Origin of the sequence: Curtobacterium sp. MCLR17_042 (assembly GCF_003234695.1) — a bacterium.
GTDB classification, from domain to species: domain Bacteria; phylum Actinomycetota; class Actinomycetes; order Actinomycetales; family Microbacteriaceae; genus Curtobacterium; species Curtobacterium flaccumfaciens.
Window position 1 is genome coordinate 33,728 of the sequence record NZ_QKTD01000008.1, and the last position, 18,154, is coordinate 51,881.

The 18,154-nt window shown below is 71.3% G+C and carries 18 protein-coding genes; 8 read left to right on the forward strand and 10 right to left on the reverse strand.

The genetic code is table 11. The features are described from left to right. Window positions 1-47: 47 nt before the first annotated feature. Entirely contained in the window at window positions 48-983 is a 936-nt protein-coding gene (locus DEJ02_RS09565) for an ABC transporter ATP-binding protein (protein WP_111032834.1), read from the forward strand. Next, the gene (locus DEJ02_RS09570; protein WP_111032835.1) at window positions 980-2,200 is read left to right on the forward strand and encodes an ABC transporter permease; all 1,221 of its coding nucleotides are present in this window, start codon (window positions 980-982) and stop codon (window positions 2,198-2,200) included. The genes DEJ02_RS09565 and DEJ02_RS09570 overlap by 4 nt, the downstream gene beginning before the upstream one ends. An 11-nt stretch (window positions 2,201-2,211) precedes the next feature. Here DEJ02_RS09570 and DEJ02_RS09575 read toward each other — a convergent pair whose 3' ends face one another. From DEJ02_RS09575 to pnuC, 4 genes are all read right to left on the reverse strand, one after another. Next, a complete protein-coding gene (locus tag DEJ02_RS09575) occupies window positions 2,212-2,520 on the reverse strand; it encodes a transcriptional regulator (protein WP_111032836.1) in 309 nt (102 codons plus the stop codon). Further along, a complete protein-coding gene (locus DEJ02_RS09580) occupies window positions 2,517-2,951 on the reverse strand; it encodes a chemotaxis protein CheY (RefSeq protein WP_111032837.1) in 435 nt (144 codons plus the stop codon). The genes DEJ02_RS09575 and DEJ02_RS09580 overlap by 4 nt, the downstream gene beginning before the upstream one ends. Before the next feature lie 84 nt (window positions 2,952-3,035). Next, window positions 3,036-3,668: a TetR family transcriptional regulator C-terminal domain-containing protein gene (locus DEJ02_RS09585; protein WP_111032838.1), complete on the reverse strand. Its 633-nt coding sequence runs from the start codon at window positions 3,666-3,668 to the stop codon at window positions 3,036-3,038. A 90-nt stretch (window positions 3,669-3,758) separates the two neighbouring features. Continuing rightward, window positions 3,759-4,424, reverse strand: a complete 666-nt coding sequence (gene pnuC, locus DEJ02_RS09590; RefSeq protein WP_111032839.1) for a nicotinamide riboside transporter PnuC — start codon at window positions 4,422-4,424, stop codon at window positions 3,759-3,761. A gap of 393 nt (window positions 4,425-4,817) precedes the next feature. Here pnuC and DEJ02_RS09595 point away from each other — a divergent pair, with 393 nt between their 5' ends. From DEJ02_RS09595 to DEJ02_RS09620, 6 genes are all read left to right on the forward strand, one after another. After that, window positions 4,818-5,372 carry an alternate-type signal peptide domain-containing protein gene (locus tag DEJ02_RS09595; protein WP_111022073.1) on the forward strand — a complete coding sequence of 185 codons (555 nt, stop codon included), beginning with the start codon at window positions 4,818-4,820 and terminating at the stop codon, window positions 5,370-5,372. A gap of 45 nt (window positions 5,373-5,417) precedes the next feature. Next, window positions 5,418-5,996 (forward strand): TasA family protein, encoded by a 579-nt coding sequence (locus tag DEJ02_RS09600; protein WP_111032840.1) that lies wholly within the window; start codon window positions 5,418-5,420, stop codon window positions 5,994-5,996. Further along, window positions 5,993-6,889, forward strand: a complete 897-nt coding sequence (locus DEJ02_RS09605; protein ID WP_110865287.1) for a hypothetical protein — start codon at window positions 5,993-5,995, stop codon at window positions 6,887-6,889. Before DEJ02_RS09600 ends, DEJ02_RS09605 begins: the two co-directional genes overlap by 4 nt. Then, window positions 6,886-7,686, forward strand: coding sequence for a signal peptidase I (locus DEJ02_RS09610; protein ID WP_258378709.1), 801 nt, complete (start codon window positions 6,886-6,888; stop codon window positions 7,684-7,686). Before DEJ02_RS09605 ends, DEJ02_RS09610 begins: the two co-directional genes overlap by 4 nt. Beyond that, the gene (locus tag DEJ02_RS09615) at window positions 7,652-8,083 is read left to right on the forward strand and encodes a hypothetical protein (protein WP_111032842.1); all 432 of its coding nucleotides are present in this window, start codon (window positions 7,652-7,654) and stop codon (window positions 8,081-8,083) included. Before DEJ02_RS09610 ends, DEJ02_RS09615 begins: the two co-directional genes overlap by 35 nt. A 315-nt stretch (window positions 8,084-8,398) precedes the next feature. Next, window positions 8,399-9,718 carry a GNAT family N-acetyltransferase gene (locus DEJ02_RS09620; RefSeq protein WP_111032843.1) on the forward strand — a complete coding sequence of 440 codons (1,320 nt, stop codon included), beginning with the start codon at window positions 8,399-8,401 and terminating at the stop codon, window positions 9,716-9,718. Window positions 9,719-9,848: 130 nt separating this feature from the next. Here the strand turns inward: DEJ02_RS09620 and DEJ02_RS09625 are convergent, their stop codons facing one another. From DEJ02_RS09625 to DEJ02_RS09650, 6 genes are all read right to left on the reverse strand, one after another. Beyond that, window positions 9,849-10,853 carry an ABC transporter permease gene (locus DEJ02_RS09625; protein WP_027466175.1) on the reverse strand — a complete coding sequence of 335 codons (1,005 nt, stop codon included), beginning with the start codon at window positions 10,851-10,853 and terminating at the stop codon, window positions 9,849-9,851. Then, window positions 10,850-11,785 carry an ABC transporter permease gene (locus DEJ02_RS09630; protein ID WP_017888404.1) on the reverse strand — a complete coding sequence of 312 codons (936 nt, stop codon included), beginning with the start codon at window positions 11,783-11,785 and terminating at the stop codon, window positions 10,850-10,852. The genes DEJ02_RS09625 and DEJ02_RS09630 overlap by 4 nt, the downstream gene beginning before the upstream one ends. Continuing rightward, entirely contained in the window at window positions 11,782-13,542 is a 1,761-nt protein-coding gene (locus tag DEJ02_RS09635; protein ID WP_111032844.1) for an ABC transporter ATP-binding protein, read from the reverse strand. The genes DEJ02_RS09630 and DEJ02_RS09635 overlap by 4 nt, the downstream gene beginning before the upstream one ends. Beyond that, entirely contained in the window at window positions 13,539-15,206 is a 1,668-nt protein-coding gene (locus DEJ02_RS09640) for an ABC transporter substrate-binding protein (protein ID WP_110865217.1), read from the reverse strand. The genes DEJ02_RS09635 and DEJ02_RS09640 overlap by 4 nt, the downstream gene beginning before the upstream one ends. Before the next feature lie 204 nt (window positions 15,207-15,410). Beyond that, complete coding sequence (locus tag DEJ02_RS09645; protein ID WP_111032845.1) at window positions 15,411-16,364, reverse strand: cation-transporting ATPase; 954 nt, start codon at window positions 16,362-16,364, stop codon at window positions 15,411-15,413. 511 nt (window positions 16,365-16,875) lie between these two features. Beyond that, the gene (locus DEJ02_RS09650) at window positions 16,876-18,150 is read right to left on the reverse strand and encodes a D-arabinono-1,4-lactone oxidase (protein WP_111032846.1); all 1,275 of its coding nucleotides are present in this window, start codon (window positions 18,148-18,150) and stop codon (window positions 16,876-16,878) included. Window positions 18,151-18,154: the final 4 nt, after the last annotated feature.

Here is an 18,154-nt window from a genome sequence, read left to right on the forward strand (position 1 = left end):
ATTCCATCGCGGCCGTCCTGGGAAGGAAGTCCCGGTAGGGTCGCCGCATGAGCGGGGCGAGCATCAGCGTGCAGGACTTCGTGATGCGGTTCGGGGACCGCAACGTGGTCGACGGGCTGTCGTTCGACGTCGCCCCCGGCGAGACGTTCGGGCTGCTCGGCAGCAACGGCTCCGGCAAGACCACGACGATCCGGGCCCTGCTCGGCATCACCACCCCGACGGCGGGCGCGCTGACGATCGACGGCCGCCCCTACCGGCCGGCCACCGGCGGCATCGGCTACCTGCCCGAGGAGCGCGGGCTGTACCGCAAGGAGTCCGTCATCGACGTGATGACCTACTTCGGGCGCCTGCGCGGGCTCCGCGGTACCGAGGCGACCGCGTGGAGCATGGACTACCTGGCCCGGGTGGGGCTCGCCGACCGCGCGAAGCTGCGCGTCGACAAGCTGTCCGGCGGGCAGCAGCAGAAGGTGCAGCTCGGCATCACCATCATGGACCAGCCCCGGCTGCTCATCCTCGACGAACCGACCAAGGGCCTCGACCCCGTGAACCGGCGACTCCTGCTCGACCTGGTCGACGAACGGAAGGCCGACGGCGCGACCGTGGTCCTCGTGACGCACCACATGGACGAGGTCGAGCGACTCTGCGACCGCATCCTGCTGCTCAAGGACGGCCGGGCCGCCGCGTACGGATCCGTGCCCGACGTGCAGGACGCCTTCGGCGGCGCCGTCGCCCGCGTGGGGCTCGACGGCCCCGTACCGAAGTCACCGCTGTACCGGCTCGCGCGCCACGAGGGGCACGTCGCCTACCTCGTCCCGACCCAGGCGGCCGCTCCGGACGGTGCGGACGTCCTGGCAGAACTGGTCGCGGCCGGGGTGCACGTCACCGCGTTCGAGATGCGCCGGATCCCGCTCGACGAGATCTTCGTGCAGGTCTACGGGCACGACGCCCTGGCTGCGGCGTCGACCGACGGGGCGGCGGCATGAGCAACCTCGGCACGGTCGTCCGGTTCGAGTTCGTCCGCGCAGTCAAGAAGCCCGCGTTCTGGATCGGCACCCTCGCGCTGCCGGTCGTCATCGTGGTCGTCTCGTTGCTCGTCGGCATCGGGCAGGCCGCGGGCACCAACTCCGTGGTGTCCGGGTCGTCGGCCACGAAGACCCCGTTCCACTACGTCGACGAGTCCGGCCTGGTGTCGGAGTCCGTGGCCGCGAAGTGGGGTGGGACGCCGTCCACCGACGCCGCCGCCGACCGCGCCGCCGTTCGATCCGGTGACCTCGACGCCTTCATCATGTTCCCGTCGTCGCCGTCCACGACGGCCATCCGGGTCGACGCCGCCGACCGCGGACTCTTCGCGAACGGGGTGTACTCGTCGCTGGCCGAGCGGGTGCTCGAGCAGAGCGTCGCCGCCTCGGTCGACGACCCCGAGACCGTGCAGCTGCTCCGCAGTCCGCCCGCCACCGACGTCACCACCTACGCGGACGGCCGGGTTGCCCCGGGCTGGCTGTCCGTCGTGCCGCCGTTCCTGTTCGTCGCCGCGTTCTTCGGGCTCGTCATCCTGCTCGCCGCCCGGATGGTCACGGTCGTGGTCGAGGAGAAGGAGAACCGGATCTCCGAGATGATCCTGACCACGGTGACCGCGGGGGACCTGATCCGCGGCAAGGTCATCGCGATGCTGCTCGTCGGCTTCGTGCAGGTCAGCGTGTTCGTCGTGCCCGGCCTGGTCGGGCTGCTCGTCGCTCTGCCGCTGGTGTCGTCGCAGCTCGGTGGACTGACGGTCGACCCGTGGCGGATGGTGACCGGGGCGCTGCTGCTCGTCGGCGGGGTGCTGCTGGCGTCCGGGCTGTTCGTCGCCGTCGGGGCCGCCGTCCCGTCGATCAAGGACGCCTCGGCCCTGCAGTCGGCAGCGATCTTCGCGCTGATCATCCCCCTGTACGCGGCGTTCTTCGTGATGACGACGCCGACGTCGCCCGTCGCGCAGTTCTTCACGTACTTCCCGACCTTCACCCCGATCACCGCGATGGTGCGGAACGCCGTCGGTGCCCTGACCGTGACGGAGTCGGTGGTCTGCATCGTCGAGGTGTTCGTCGTCGCCGGGCTGCTGCTGTGGTTCGCGGAATACCTGTTCCGGCACTCGGTCGCGCAGTACGGGTCGAAGGTGACGGTCCGGCAGATGCTGTCGTGGCGGCGGGGGCGGCGGGGCTGATCCCCCGCTGATCAGCCGGCGGCGATGCGGCGGAGCGCGTCCAGGTGGGCGGCCCAGACGGCCCGACCCGACGCGGTCAGGGTGATCGACGTCCGGGGGGTCTTGCCGACGAAGCGCTTCCCCACCGACACGTAGCCGGCCGCCTCGAGCGCGGAGACCTGCTTGCTCAGCACCGAGTCGCTGACCTCGACCGCGTCCCGCACCTCGCGGAACCCGAGGGTGCCCGCGCGGGTCAGGGCGGCGATCACCGAGAAGCGCACGGGGTGCTGCAGCAGGTCGTCGAGCTCGTGCCGCGGGTGCACCCGGTCGGTGGTGCTCACGAGCGGGCCTCGCGCGCCGCACAGACGAGCGCGACCAGCAGCACGAGCCCCGAGGTGATGCCCGACCAGAGCACCGACCCGTGCAGCCACCCGACCACGGCGATCGCCGCCAGGTAGGTCACCGCCCAGCTGGCGATGTAGACGGTCCAGCGGCGGCTCCGGGCGAAGGCCGAGCGGCCGCGGATGCTCACCATGAAGAACACCACCAGGGCGAACAGCGCGACGAGGGTGCCGACGTAGACGGCGGCGAACGCGTCCCCGGTCGTGAGCCCCATGCCGAGCGTGCCGAGCGACGTCGCGACGCCGAGCGCGGTGATGAACGTGACGTACGGCCAGCGGACGGCGTCGTGCGCACGTCGGCCGATCCGGTCCGCCTGGTCGAGCAGTCGGGCCGCCTCGGCGGGTCCGGGTCGTGCGGTGGTGTCCTCCATGGTGTCCCCTCTCGTTGACACCAGTGTTGCAAGTACTTTCCAGTTTGGCAAGCACTTTTTAAACCGGAGAGCTTGCCGCTGCGCTCAGACGCGGACGGGTGCCTCGTCGAGGTCCCACGACGGGACGGCGTGCCGCTTCCATCCCTGGCGCAGGGTGTTCGCCGCGCGGTCGAACTCCACCAGGACGTCGATGTGCGGGCGGACCAGCATCTGGATCTGCAGCCCCTCGTACACGGCGAGCAGCTGGGTCGCAGCCTGGTACGCGGGGATGCCGGCCTCTTCCGAGCCCTTGTCGAAGTCGCGCTGCAGCCCGACGGTCAGCTGCTCGGCGTACTCCTCGAACCGCTTGCGGAACAGTTCGGCGAACCCCGACTCCGAGCTGGCCACGGTGATCAGCCCCGCGAGCACCCGGACGAGCCCGGGGTCGGCGACGTCCTCGGCCAGGGTCAGGCGGACGTGCTCGATCGTGCACGTCGGCGGGTTCTTCCGCCGGGTCCCCCGCAGCTGCGCCCACCGGTCGTAGGTGACCAGGAGCAGGGCGTGCCAGGTCGGGAACAGCCGCTCGACGGTCTCGAGCGGGATACCGGCCACCTCGGCGACGACCGCCGCGTCGACGGTGTCGAACGGGTGCAACCGGTAGGCGCGGATGGCCGCGCGCACCGTGCGCTCTGCGAGGGACTCGTCGTCCTCGACGCGTTCGCCGTGCAGGGGTTCCATCCGACCATTGCAGCGCATTCCGGGCCGTTTGTCTCGTCCCAGAGCGGGGGCCGTGCTCCCGGCCGCGTCAGCGCGTCGTGATCACAGCGGTCAGCCGACGGTGACGGGCGCCGCCGGAGGCGGGACCCGCTGGCGCATCCACACGAAGAACCCGGTCAGGGTGAAGACGCCGTAGAAGACGTACATCAACCCGGAGGCGTAGTACCCGGCGGAGAACAGCAGCGGCACGCCGACCAGGTCGACCGCCACCCAGATGAGCCAGAACTCGACCCACCCCTTCGCCATGCCGTACGTGGCGAGCAGCGATCCGACGAAGATCCACGCGTCGCTCCACACCGGCTCGTACGACCCGAGCGCGCGGAAGACGGGGGTCAGCAGGGCGGTGCCGCCGACCATGCCGACGACGAGCAGCAGACGGGTCCGCCAGGAGGCCCAGCGCGGGTCGATCACGGTCGTCGCGTCCTCGGGGCGGTGCGTCCACCGGTACCAGCCGTAGATGCTCACGATGATGAACATGACCTGGCGGCCGGCCTGCCCGAGCAGGTTGACGGGGTTCGGGGTGTCGAAGAGCGCACCCATGAAGACGGTGAAGAGCAGGGCGTTGCCAACGAGTCCGACCGGCCAGGCCCAGACCTTCCGGCGCATGCCACCGAGGGCACTGAGCAGCCCGAAGACGTTGCCGATCACCTCGCGCCAGAGCACCGTCTGGTCGCCGATGACGATCTGCGCGTCGAACAACCAGCGCACGATGTCCATGGGCCCTCCTCGTTTCCGGACGGTGCAACGACGCCGTGCGTACCGGCATTCCTTCTGTGATCACTCTGCATACACGGAGCGCGCACCCAGAAAGCGGGGTACAAAGCATGTCCTCCCTAGCGGGGACAAAAATGACCCCTGTTCTGGGGTCCGGGTGAACGCTCGTTCTCGCTTGTCGGCACTTTGGGGGACAGCTAACGTCGTCACCAGAGCGAGTCCAGCCCGCCCGAGCAGCAGCACATGCGCTCCGAGGCCCGGCGACCGCTCTCGGCACCGGTCAGCCGCGACCCCCTCCAACCACTGGGTCGATGACAACCTCCCCACCGGACACGACGCCCGAATGTCCCCGGTGGGCTTCAGCGTGCCCCGAGCACGCAGGAACGGAACCACCCCATGCACAAGATCGTCACCGGTGCCATCGCCGGCGCAGCAGGCGTCGCACTCCTCCTCGGCGGTGCGGGCACGTTCGCCCTCTGGAACGCCAGCGCCTCGAGCGCCGCGTCCGCCGTGAGCGCCGGCACCCTGACGCTGAGCGCCAACAACGACGGCGCGTGGACGGACATCACGAACGGTCGTTCCACCGCGATCGACCCGACGAAGGCCCTGATGGTCCCGGGCAACACGTTCCAGTTCACCCAGACGCTGAACATCGGCGCGACCGGCCAGGACCTCAAGGCGAACCTGACCTACGCCAACCAGAGCATCACCGGTGACGCCGCGCTGCTCGCCGCCACGACGAAGACGCTGGCCGTCACGTCGACGAGCGCCTCGGTCGTGCAGTCCTCGTCGAACACGAACACCTTCGTGGTCTCGCCGTCCTCTTCCACGTCGACCGTCAAGGTCGTCTTCACGGTGACGCTCCCCTCGTCGGCGACCACCGGTCAGGGCGGCTCGATCAACCTCAGCGCGCTGGCCTTCACGCTGACCCAGACCGCGATCGGTTCCTGATCCCCCGATCGCACCCCACCGACCACGACGACCAGGAGCACGCACATGACCGCCACACCACGGACGACGGGACGCCACCGCGCAGCCCGACGGTACCGCTGGGTGTGGCCGGTCGCGATCGCCCTGGTCGTCGCGGTCGGAACAGCACTCCTCGGCGCCGGCGGCACGTACGCCCTCTGGAACGGGACCGCCAGCACGGCAGCCACCACGGTGCGCTCCGCCACGGCGACCATCACCGTCGGCAGCACCACGGCGATGAACACCGCGGTCCTCGGGCCGGGCACGAGTACCACCGGCACCTTCACGGTGCGGAACACCGGGTCGATCCCCCTGTCCATGCGCGTCACGACGACGGCCTCGAAGTCGTCCGTCGCGGCGGCGACCGGTGAGCTGACGCTCCACCTCGCGATGGTGTCCTCGGCCGCGAAGTGCGTGCCCGGACTCACCGGCACGAGCGCGCGGCTCGCCACCTTCGACACCGGCACCGGGTCCTTCACCCTGCCGGCCGGGGTCAGCGGCATCGCCTGCCTCGAGATGGCCCTCGACGCCGACGCCCCGCAGAGCGTCGCCGGCGCCACCACCGACTTCACCCTCACCGTCACGGGAACGCAGGTCTCCGCATGAACCGCCGCCTCCGGCTCCTCGTCGCCGTGCTCCTCACCGCCGTGTTCGTCGGTGGCACCTCGAGCGCCGCGTGGGCACTGTGGAGCGCGTCGGGCACCACCGCGGCGAGCACCACGGTCGGCACGGTCGCGGCGTCCATCAGCGGCACGAGCGCCCTCACCACGGCGTTCTCGTCGAGCGTCACCTCGACGACGAAGCCGATCACCCTGACCGACTCGGGCACCCTCGCCGGCACCGCCACCACCACGGTCTCCGTCGTGTCCGGCAGCTCGACCGCGCTCGCCAAGGCCGTCACCGTCGTCGCCTGGCCGGTCGCCTCGACCGCGGGCTGCACCACGAGCACGGCCGTCGGCACCGGGTCCGTCACCGGCACCTGGGCGTCGCTGCCGAGCATGAGCGCGAAGCTCGCCGCCGGCGCCTCCGCCGTCTGGTGCACCCGCAGCACCCTGCAGTCATCGGCCCCGGCCGGCTCGACCGCCAAGGTGAACGTCAACCTCACCGTCACGAGCGGCACCTGGACCTCGGGCGTCGTCGCCGGCGGCTTCACCCTGACCACCCCGGCAGCGACCGTCGACACCACGCCCTCGCTGGTCTGCACGGACCACGGCGGTTGGTACGTCGAGATCCGGTGGGACGCCGCGAACCGGCCGATGGACACCTGGTACGGCGCGTTCGTCGGCTCGACCCCGGTCGGGCAGAAGGCGCAGGACTACTCCGCGTTCATCACGATCGCCCCGCCGGACGTCCCCGCGAGCGCCGGCACCGCTGGCACGCTGACCGTCACCGTCAAGGTGCTCGACAGCGCCGGCAACCCCACGAGCACCGTCGCGGGCACCGGCAAGGTCACGCTCTTCACGCAGGACAACGGGGCGGCGATCCGATGCGGCGCATGAGCACCCCCACCCCGCGCTCCGGCTGGCGCGCCGTCGTCCACGCCGTCGTGCTCGGTCTCAGTACCGGACTCCTGCTGCTCGTCGCGGCCCTGGCGGTCGTGCTGATCGTCGTGCCGAAGGCCACCGGCTCGATGCCACTCACCGTCCTGACGCAGTCGATGGAGCCGACACTGCCGCCGGGGACCCTGCTCGTGGTCCGTCCGACCCCGATCGACGACATCCGGGTCGGCGACGTCGTGACCTACCAGATCGTGTCCGGCCAGCCCGCGGTCGTCAGCCACCGCGTGGTCTCGGTGTCGTCGTCATCGGACGGCGAGCGGACCTTCGTGCTCAAGGGCGACAACAACGCCGAGGCCGACCCGGCACCGGTCACCGCCGTGCAGATCCGCGGCGTGGTCTGGTACTCCGTGCCGGAGATCGGCATCGTCAACCAGGTCGTCAACGGGTCGCGGAGCTGGCTGATCCCCGCGGTCGCCGGCGTGCTCCTGACGTACGGGGCGGTGATGATGACCGCGGGCTTCGTGAGTGCCGCGCGTCGTCGCCGCGCCGGCACGAACCGCGCCGGCACCAGCCACGGACGCCGCAGCGCAGCGCACCACGTCGAGCGGACCACCAGCGAGAACAGGACCGAGACGACGGCCACCACCCGGTCTAGGCTCGGTGGACGTGACGGACGGAGTGCAGCGGGCGCGGGAGCTCCTCGACGCAGCGGCCCGACGGCTCCGCGCCGCGGACGTCCCGGACGAAGCACTCGGCGAGTACGTGCAGCCGAAGGCCGTCCTCGGGATCCGTCGTGACCCGACGATGCGACCGCTCGGCCGGGTGTGGCGGGTCGGAGCACTCCTGATCGGGTCGTCCCCCGAGACCGCCGGCCGTGTCTGGGCCACCGGGTCGATCACCCGCGTCACCGAACCCGGTCGGTCGCAGTACCAGTCGGTCTCCGCCGAGGTCCGCCGCGCCTACCGAGCCGCCGCCGCGAAGGGGCACTTCGGTGCCGGTGACACGGTGAACCACGGAGCCGTCCCGATCGCCGTCGACGACTCCCTGGTCGGCGCCGAGGGCGTGCTCTTCATCGCCGACGACGTGCCGTCGGTCCGGTGGTCCCCGACCGCCGGCACCGCAGTCCCCCTCGCCGACTACCTGGACGACCGTGTCGGGCTGCTCGTCGATCCCCCGCGGGGCGCGACCGACTGACGCGGCCAGCGGCCACGGAATCGCACGGTGCGGGGTTCGTCGTGCGGTGCCGGATCGCCCGACCCGTGCGAACTTGCCCGCCCCGTGCCCCGCCACGACCCCGCACCGAACCACCGCGACCGCCCCGACCCACGAACTCAGCACCGTGCGGCCCGCCCTGCATCCCGCACCGTGCGTCCGCGGCACCCGAACCCGGCACCCGAACCGGCCACCCGCACCCCGCAGCCCGTCCGCCGGACGCGATCCGGGCCTCCAGTCCGACCGGACAGACCACGCGTCTGTCGTGACGTCACCCGGTCCCGATAGTGTCGGAACGTGAGCAACGAGGCATTCGACGACCGCTACGAGCTGCGCGAGTTCGCGCCCGGGACGGACGACAAGGGGGCACCGAACGCCGAGACGGCAGCGTGGATGCAGGCCGTCGGGATGGGCTTCCACGAAGCCGACCCCGACGCCGAGGGCGCAGCCCGCATGGCGTCGCACTTCATCGCCGACGAAGAGACGTTCCTCGGGGTCTACGTGCGCGAGCCGTTCCCGGGGTCCGTCGACGAGACGTGGCCGGCCGGCACCTTCACGTGGTTCCGCAAGGCGCTGAGCTGGGGCGACGGGTCCTCCGTCGACACGCAGGCGATCTCCGCGGTCACCGTCCGCCCGACCGAGCGTCGCCGCGGCATCCTGCGCCGGATGATGACGCACGCGCTCGAGCGCGGGGTCGCCGAGGGCTACGCCGTCGCGTCGCTGACCGCGTCCGAGGGCACCATCTACCGCCGCTTCGGCTTCGGCTGCGCCATCCGCGAGCGTGCCGTGCACGTCCGCCGCGAGCGCGCGCTCCCCCTGCTCGCCCCGACCTCCGGCACGGTGTCGGTCGTCACGCCGCAGTGGCTGGCCGACGGCCCGGGCAAGGCCGTCTTCGACCGGTTCCACGTCCGCACCCCCGGCTCGATGGTCCGCAACACCGGAACCTGGCCGATCGCGTTCGGCCTGCTCAGCCACGACGGGCAGAAGGCGAAGGACGTCCGTGCGGCGGTGCACCGTCCCGAGGGCTCCGACGAGGTCGACGGCTACGTGACCTGGCGCGTCAAGGAGGACCGCGGTTCCGACACCGCGCTCGAGATCGTCGACCTGGTGTACGCGGACGACCAGGCCTACACCGCCCTGTGGGAGTTCCTGCTCTCGGTCGACCTCAACGACGTCGTGAAGTACAACCGCTCACGCCTCGACGACCCCATCGTCGCGGCGCTCGGCGACAACCGTGCGTACGACGTCGACCACGAAGAGGACCACGTCTGGCTGCGCGTGCTCGACGTGCCGGCGGTGCTGGCCTCGCGGCCGTTCGCCGTCGACGGGTCGCTGACACTCGGGGTCACCGACGCGCTCGGCTTCACCACCGGCACGTACCGCCTCGACGTCCAGGAGGCCCGTGGCACCGTCACGCGCATCGCCGACGACGTCGACGTGGCCGGGTCTGACGTCCAGCTCGACGTCGCGGAGCTCGGTGCGCTGCTGATCGGCTCGGTCTCCCCCGTCACGTTGGCCGCCGCGGGGCTCGTCCGCGCTGCGGATCCGGCGTCGGTGGAGCTGCTCCGCGCGATGCTGCTGCCGCCGCGGACGCCGCACGGCATCACGTACTTCTGATGGACGTCGCCCGGGTGGTGGGGCGCGCGGGCTGACGCGCTCTGGTGCGAGGTTCCCGATTCCGTGGCAGGCGGACGCGCTCGCACGGAGTACGGAACCTCGCACCACACGACCGGAGCGTGCGGCGGGCCTACGCCCGGCGCCGCACCCGCGGGTCGACGAACGCGTAGACCACGTCGACGATCACGTTCGCCGTGACGATCAGCAGCGCCGAGAACAGCGTGAAGCCGACGACCACCTGCAGGTCGAGCGTGTGCACCGCGTCGATGAGCAGCGCGCCGAGGCCCTGCATCGAGAACACCTTCTCGGTGATGACCGCACCACCGAGCAGCGACCCGAGGTCGAGCCCGAACAGCGTCACCACGGGCAGGATCGCGGTCCGGAGCCCGTGCCGCACGACGACCTGTCGCTCCCGCAGCCCCTTGGCCCGGGCGGTCCGGACGAAGTCCTGCGACATCGACTCGAGCATCTCGCCGCGGGTCAAGCGGGCGTAGATCGCCGCGCTGATGAAGGCGAGCACGCACCACGGCAGGATCAGGTGGGTGAACCAGCCGACCGGGTCGTCACCGAAGGCCACGTAGCCGCTGGTCGGCAGGATCCCGAGCACGAACCCGAACAGCAGGATGCCGAGCAGCCCGACCAGGTACGCCGGAGACGAGACACCGGCGACCGCGACCGTCATGACGGCCCGGTCGACGAAGGTGCCGCGGCGCAGCGCCGAGACGGTGCCGCCGAACACCCCGGCGACGAGCCACAGCACGGCGGCGCCCACGGCGATCGAGGCCGTGACGGGCAGGCGCGCCAGGATCAGCTCGGTGACGCTCTCGTGCAGCTGGAACGAGTACCCGAAGCACGGCGCCGCGCACTCGATGACGCTGTTGCCGCTGCCGAAGGTCCGGCCGGTGAAGATGCCGGCCAGGTAGGCGCCGAACTGTGCGAGCCAGGGCTTGTCGGTGCCGAGGAACGCCTGGACCTCTCGCAGCCGGTCCGGCGTGCAGGGCTTGTCGCAGATCGCCCGGGCCGGGTTGGTCGGCAGGAGCATGAAGAGCGCGTACGTGATGGCCGCGACGACGAGCAGCACGACGGCGGCCCCGAGCACGCGGATCGCGAGGAACCGCAGGGTGGCGGCGTTCACGCGGTGCCCCCTCGCGGGTCGAGGGCGTCGCGCAGGGCGTCACCGAGCACGTTGAAGGCGAGGGTGATGAGGAACAGTGCGGCTCCGGGGAACACGAGGTACATGGGATCGGTCTGCACCCAGCCGATGGCGTCGCCGATGCTGCGACCCCACGACGGCGTCGGAGGGTTGACGCCGACGGCCAGGAACGAGAGCGCGGCCTCGGCACCGATCATCGACGGGATCGAGATGGTGGCGTAGACGGTGATCGTCGCGGCGAGGTTCGGCAGCAGCTGCGTGCGGATGACGTGCCACCGGCCGGCACCCATCGCGGTGGAAGCGACGACGTAGTTGCGGCTGACGAGCGACAGCGTCTGCCCCCGCACGACACGGGCCACGGCCGGCCAGCCGAAGAACCCGATGACGAGCACGACGAGCACGGGCTTGGGGAACGACGACGGCACGATCGCGGTGAGGGCGATCATGAACACGAGCGACGGGAACCCGAAGATCACGTCGACGACCCGCGAGAGCACCCGGTCGTACCAGCCGCCGAAGAACCCGGTCGTGACGCCGACGAGCACGCCGATGACGATCGACACCAGGGTCGCGGCGAGTCCGATGCCGAGCGACGTCCGAGCACCGTAGGTGACGATCGAGAACAGGTCGCGCCCGGTCAGGGGCTCGACGCCGAACCAGTGCTCGCCGCTGATGCCGCCGCCCGGACCGCGCGGCGCACCGAACGAGTTGAGCGCGTCGATGTCGTACGAGTACGGGTCCTGCCCGGACGCCTTCGCGATCAGCGGGGCCGCCACGGCGACCACCAGGAACACCGCGATGACGACGGCTGAAGCCACCGCCCAGCGGTCCTGCCGGACGCGTCGCACCACGGCCCGGAAGCCGGTGGTCCGGCCGGACGGTGCGACCGGTCGGTCGACGACGTTGGCCGTCACGAGGCCACTCCTTCCCACGCGCGCCACGCCTCGCGGCGAGCGGCCTGTCGCACGGGATCGGCGACGGGCGCTGCGGCGAGCAGCATGCGCGTGTAGTCCTGTTGCGGGTCGTCGAGCACGGCGTCGGTGCTCCCCCGTTCGACGATCCGGCCGTCGCGCAGAACGATCACCTGGTCGGCGAGCTGGCGGACGACGGCGAGGTCGTGGCTGATGAGCAGCATGCCGAAGCCGAACTCCCGCTGCAGCCCGGCGAGCAGGTCGAGCACGGCGGCCTGCACCGTCACGTCGAGTGCCGAGGTCGGTTCGTCGGCGATGACGAGTGCCGGCCGCAGTGCGAGCGCACGCGCGACGGCGACGCGCTGCCGCTGGCCGCCCGACAGCTGGTGCGGGAACCGCTCGGCCCACGTCGGGTCGAGCTGCACGGCGGTCAGCAGTTCACGGACCCGCTCGGCACGGTCGGCGGCGGAGTCGGTGCCGTGCACGAGCAGCGGTTCCGCGATGCTCCAGCCGATGGTCTGCCGCGGGTTGAGCGACGACGCCGGGTCCTGGAACACGATGCCGACCCGACTGCGCAGCTCGCGCAGTCGTCGTCCGCGAGCGGTGCGCAGGTCGCTGCCGTCCACCTCGACCGAGCCGGCGACGACGGGCACCAGGCCCGCGAGCGCGCGCCCGATCGTGGACTTGCCCGAACCGGATTCGCCCACCAGGCCGACGGTCTCGCCGGCATGCAGGTCGAGGTCGATGCCGGACACGGTCGGTCCGCCTCGGCGCGAGTACCGCACGGCGACGTCGCGCAGGCGCGCCACGAGCGGCCGGGAGGCGCGACTCGCGTCCGCCTCGTCGGTCACCGCAGCGGTCTTCGCGCTGGGCGACACCTCACGCGCGCCCGGAGCCGTGAGCTGTCGCTGGGCGCGTGAGCTGGGCTCGCCGGCCCGGGCGTCCGGGCCCGCGGCCGGCGCTGCGGACCCGGGGCGCGCCTCCAGGCTGGGGACGGCCGCGAGGAGTTCGCGCGTGTAGTCGGCGGTCGGGTGGGCGAAGACCTCGGCGACGGTCCCGTGCTCGACCGGGTCGCCGCGGCGCAGCACCAGCAGGTCGTCCGCGACGTCGGCGACCACGCCCATGTCGTGGGTGATGAGCAGCACGGCGAGGGAGCGCTCGCGGCCGAGCCGCCGCAGCAGGTCGAGGATGCCGGCCTGCACGGTGACGTCGAGCGCGGTCGTGGGCTCGTCGGCGAAGAGTGCGACCGGGTCACCGGCCAGGGCCATCGCGATCATCGCGCGCTGGAGCTGGCCGCCGGACAGTTCGTGCGGGTAGGCCTTCCGGATGCGCTCCGGGTCGGTGAGCCCGGCGTCGCGGAGCAGTTCGTCGACGCGTGCCCGGACCCCGGCGCGGTCGAGCCCGGTCGGGTGGGCTCGGACGGCCTCGGCGATCTGCGTGCCGATCGACAGGACGGGCGTGAACGAGTTCATCGGCTCCTGGAACACCACGCCGATGCCCGCACCCCGGACGGCGCGGACCGTCTCGACGGGGGCACCGATGAGTTCCTCGCCACGGAACCGGGCGCTGCCCGACACCGAGGCCTGCGGCGGCAGGAGCCCGAGCACGCTCATGGCGCTGACGGACTTGCCCGAGCCGGACTCCCCCACCAGGGCGAGGACCCGGCCGGGCGTCAGGTCGAAGGAGACGTCACGGACGACGGGCTCCGCGTCGCCGAACGCGACGCGGAGCCCCTCGACCTGCAGGATCGGTTCGGTCACTGCTTGAGCGAGACCTTGAGGTAGTTCGGGTACGCCGGGAAGTCCGCGATCTGGAAGTTCTGCACGTTCGAACCGGCGAGGAAGGACTGCTTCGCGTAGATCAGCGGCACGACCGGGGCGTCGGCCATGATCTTCTGGTCCGCCTGGGCCCAGAGCTTCTGCGCGTCGTCCTGGTCGACCGTGGAGCTGGCCTTCGCGATGAGGGCGTCGACCTCGGGGTTGCTGTACTTCGAGACGTTGTAGCCGCCGCCACCGATCTGCGACGAGTCGTACAGGGGCTGGAGGTTGGCGTTCGCGCTCGGGAAGTCCGGCTGCCAGCTCGACAGCGACAGGTCGAAGTCGGTGCCGTTGGTGGTCGCCTGCGTGAAGGAGTCGTAGTCGAGCGGCTTGAGCGTCACGGCGATGCCGGCACGCTTCAGGCCGGACTGCAGCGCCTGCGCCTGCGCGAGGTACGTCGGGTCGTTCTGCGTCACCAGGGTCAGCTTCAGGTTGCTGACGCCGGCCTCCTTGAGCAGCTCCTTCGCCTTGTCGACGTCACCGGTGGCCTTCGTCTTGTACAGGTCGTAGTCCTGGCGTCCGGCGATGCCCGGGGTGATGAGCGTCGAGGCGTACGAGCCGGCGATCGCGCCGCCGGCGGCGATCCGGAAGGACTTGCGGTCGACCGCGTACTGCAGCGCCTGGCGGACCTTGAGGTCCTTGAGCTCACCGCGCTGCGTGTTGATCGCCATGTAGCTGATCGGGCCGGCCTTCGAGGTGGCGAGGCGGTCCTGGGCGGCCGGGTTGCTGCGCACCTGGTTGAGCTCGGCGGCACCCAGGTAGATGGCGCCGAACGAGTTCTTGGCGTCGCCGTTGTCCGCGATGAGCGTCTGCGTCGCCGTGGACTGGTCCTGGCTCTCCTTGAAGACGATCTTCGACGGGCCGGCGGTGCGGACCTCGTCGGTCTTCGCGCTCCAGTTCTTGTTGCGGACGAGCGTGACCTGCGAGCCCTGCGTGTTCGACTGCACCTGGTACGGACCGGACGCGACCGGCTTCAGGTCGTAGGCGCCGGTGTCCTTGCCGTCACCCTCGGGCACCGGGGTGAACGCGGGCATCGACGCGAGCCACGGCCAGTCGCCGTACGCGTCGTTCAGCTTGAAGACGATGGTCTTGTCGTTCGGGGTCTCGATGCTGTCGAGCGACTTGCCGTCGAACGGGCCCTTGTAGGAGTCACCACCGACCAGGAGCGACTTGTGGTAGCTCAGGCCACCGCTCAGGGTCGGCGCGAACGAGCGCTCGATGCCCCACTTGATGTCCTTCGTGGTGATCGGCGTGCCGTCCTGGAACTCGACGCCGTCCTTCAGCGTGTAGGTCCAGGTCTTGCCGTCGTCGCTCGAGACCCCGGTGTTGGTCGCCAGGTCGGGGACGACCTTCGCCGTCTTGCCCGGCTCGACGTCCCACGTGGTGAGCCGTCGGGCGACGAGGCCCATCGACGTGATGCCGAGGCTCTGGCTGGTCGCGGGGTCGAGGTGGAACGAGGTCTGCGGCGTCAGGATGTTGAGCGTGCCGCCCTTGGCCGTGCCCTCGGCGCCGTCGTCGGACGAACCCCCACCCGAGCAGCCGGTCAGGACCAGGGCTGCTGCTGCGGCGACGGCCGCGGTGATCGTCAGGCGGTTGGGGCGTCTCATGACGGTGCTGCTCCTCGGGGAAGGGGGTCGCGATCGCGGTGGCGGTCGCTGCGACGGCGGAACGGTGCACCCGCCGGGCGGCGTCCATCCTGACACCGCGACGGTGGCCCGTCCGAATCTCGCGTGCGTCGGACGACGCACGACGAAACATTGCAAGCGCCGGACGCCGTCCCGCTATTCCCGATGCGTTCGCACCACGGAGCGTCAGCGGTCGAAGAGCCCGCCGAGGAAGTCGTTGCCGAGGTTCGACGCCTGCTCGCCGAGCCCGGACGCCTGCTCCCCGAGGCCCGCGGCCTGCTCGCCGAACCCGCCGAGGAGCTGCTCGCCCTCGCCGAGGAGTCCCTCGACGCCACCGCCGAGGTCACCGAGCCCGAGGTCGCCCATGCCCGAGGCGATGCCCTCGAAGTCGACGCCGAGGTCGGCCGCTCCTGCCAGGACCGGACCGGCGGCAGCGCTGAGCACCGCTCCCCCGGCCACCGCGGCGGCGAGGCCACCGAACGCCATCGCGCCGGCACCGACCGCTGCGCCACCGGCGAAGGCACCGCCGCGGCCGCGGCCGTTGCCGTTGCCCGAGCGGCCGGAACCGCCGAGGACCCGTCGAACCAGACCCGGACGCGACATCTCTCCGCGGGTCATCGCACGGGCCATGCCGCCCGCCGAGTCGTCGCGCAGGTGCTCGTGGGGCGGGAGCTCGGAGTTCAGGCGGTCACGGACCTGCTGGCGCTGCGCGGGGGTGAGCCGCGCGAAGGCGTCGTGGTGGACCTGCTCGAGCTGCTCCGGCGACGAGGTGCGGAGCAGGTAGTCGTACTTCGCCAGGGCGACCTTGTCGGCGTCGGCCCCGTGCTGCGGCGTGCCAGCGTGCTGCTGCGGCTGGCCGTACTGCTGCGGCTGGCCGTACTGCTGCGACGGCTGCTGGCCGTACTGCTGCGGCTGGCCGTACTGCTGCGACGGCTGCTGGCCGTACTGCTGCTGCGGCTGCTGCTGCTGGTTCCGGTCGTCGCCGGTCAGCTTGTCCGCGGCGCTGCGCACGATGCCGCGCCAGTCGGTCCCGCCCTGCTGCGATCCGGCGCCGGGCGCGGTTCCCCCCTGCCCACGCTTCTGGAGCTGCTTGTCGATGACCTTGGAGGCCATGCCGATGATGCGGTTGAGGTTCGCCATGTCCCCACCTTTGCGTCCTCACATGTGGACGACCGGCACCGAGGCGGGGGTTCGCCAGGGCATCCGATGGGGATCCCCTGTGAGATTCGGGCTGCATTTCAGCGGACACATACACGGAGGCTGGCTCCGGTCGCGTCACCGCCGGAGCGCGACCTGGGCGAAAGCGTGAGGCCCGGGACTGCGACAACAGTTCCGGGCCTCGATTCGCCTTCCGAGTGGAAAGCCAAGGGATGCGTCAACCATCCCGAGTCCAACGCTCGGAACCGATGGTAGCCGAGCCCGCTCGGCGACGCATCCCTCGGCCGAAGCTCCTCGTGTCAGCCGGCGACGACACCAGGAGGTCAGCGATGTCGAACGACACCGATGATCGGTCCAGGCGTCGGGTGCCCTGGCTGGGGATCGCGAGCTTGCTCGTGACCGTGGTCAGGCTCCTGATCGACCTGTCCCGCAAGGACTGAGGACCCGGGTGTCCCGCACCACAGCCGGTGGTGCGGGACACCTGTCCATCGCGTCAGGACAGGATGCGGGCCAGGAACGCGTTGCGGAACCGCCCCGTGGGGTCGAGGTCCCGGGCGAGTGCGGCGAAGTCGGACAGCCGCGGGTACGCCTCGTGCAGCCGCTCGGCACTGGCCGCGGAGACCTTGCCCCAGTGCGGCCGCGGGTCGAAGGGCTCGAGCACGTCCTCGATCCGGGCCACCGCCGCGGCCACGGCGGCGGCGTCGCGACGGAACGTGAAGTGCAGGCCGACCGACTGTCGTCCGGACGACGGCGCGAGCCATGCGGTGTCGGCCGCGATGGTGCGGACCTCGGCGGCGATGAGGATCGGGGCGAACAGCGACGCCAGCGGTCGGAGCGCCTCGAGTGCCGCCACCGCCGAGGCAGCGGGGATCAGGTACTCCGCCTGGATCTCGGCCCCGGTCGACGGGGTGAACGAGGACCGGAAGTGCGGCAGTCGCTCCGACCACGGCCCCGGCACGCCGCCCTGCTCGGTGACCCCGGCAGGGTCGTTCTCCCCCGGGTGCACCGGCCCCGAGGCCGAACGGGCTCCGAGGGCCACGAGGTCGACGGTCGGTGCGGCCTCGTCGACGCGGTGCTTGACCCAGACCTGCCGGGCACCGCGGTCGTCGAACGAGGTGAACATCGACACGGAGTACGCGTCGGACATCACCTGGTCGAACTGCGCGGCGACGGCGTCCCACGGCAGGTCGAGGTGCACCGTCGTGGCGACCTGGAACGTCGGCTCGATCGCGAGCTCCACCGCGGTGACGACGCCCAGCGCGCCGATCCCCACCCGGTGGGCGTCGAGCAGCCCGTCGGGTGACGAGGCATCGACGTGCGCGAGCGCGCCGGAGGCACGGACGACGTCGAGGCCGACCACCGCCTGCGCGAGCGACGGGTTCCGCACACCGGAGCCGTGCGTCCCCGTGGCGACGGCCCCGGCCGTGGAGATGTGTGGCAGGGACGCGAGGTTCCCGAGCGCCCAGCCACGGGCCTCCAGACCGGCCGCGACCTGGCTGTGCGTCATGCCGGCGGCGACCCGCACGACGCGACGCGACGTGTCGATGTCGAGCACGGGCGGCAGGTCCGACAGTGACACCTGGACGGCGTCGGTGTCGGCGATGGTGTTGAACGAGTGTCGCGAGCCGAGCGCCGTCAGGCGCGGCGTCGAGGCGACGAACTGCTGGAGCTCGTCCACCGACGTCGGCCGGGCCAGCGCTGAGGCGCGGTAGGTGACGTTGCCCGCCCAGTTGGTGCGGGTGCGCTCGGCCGCGATCACGTCGTCCATCGTG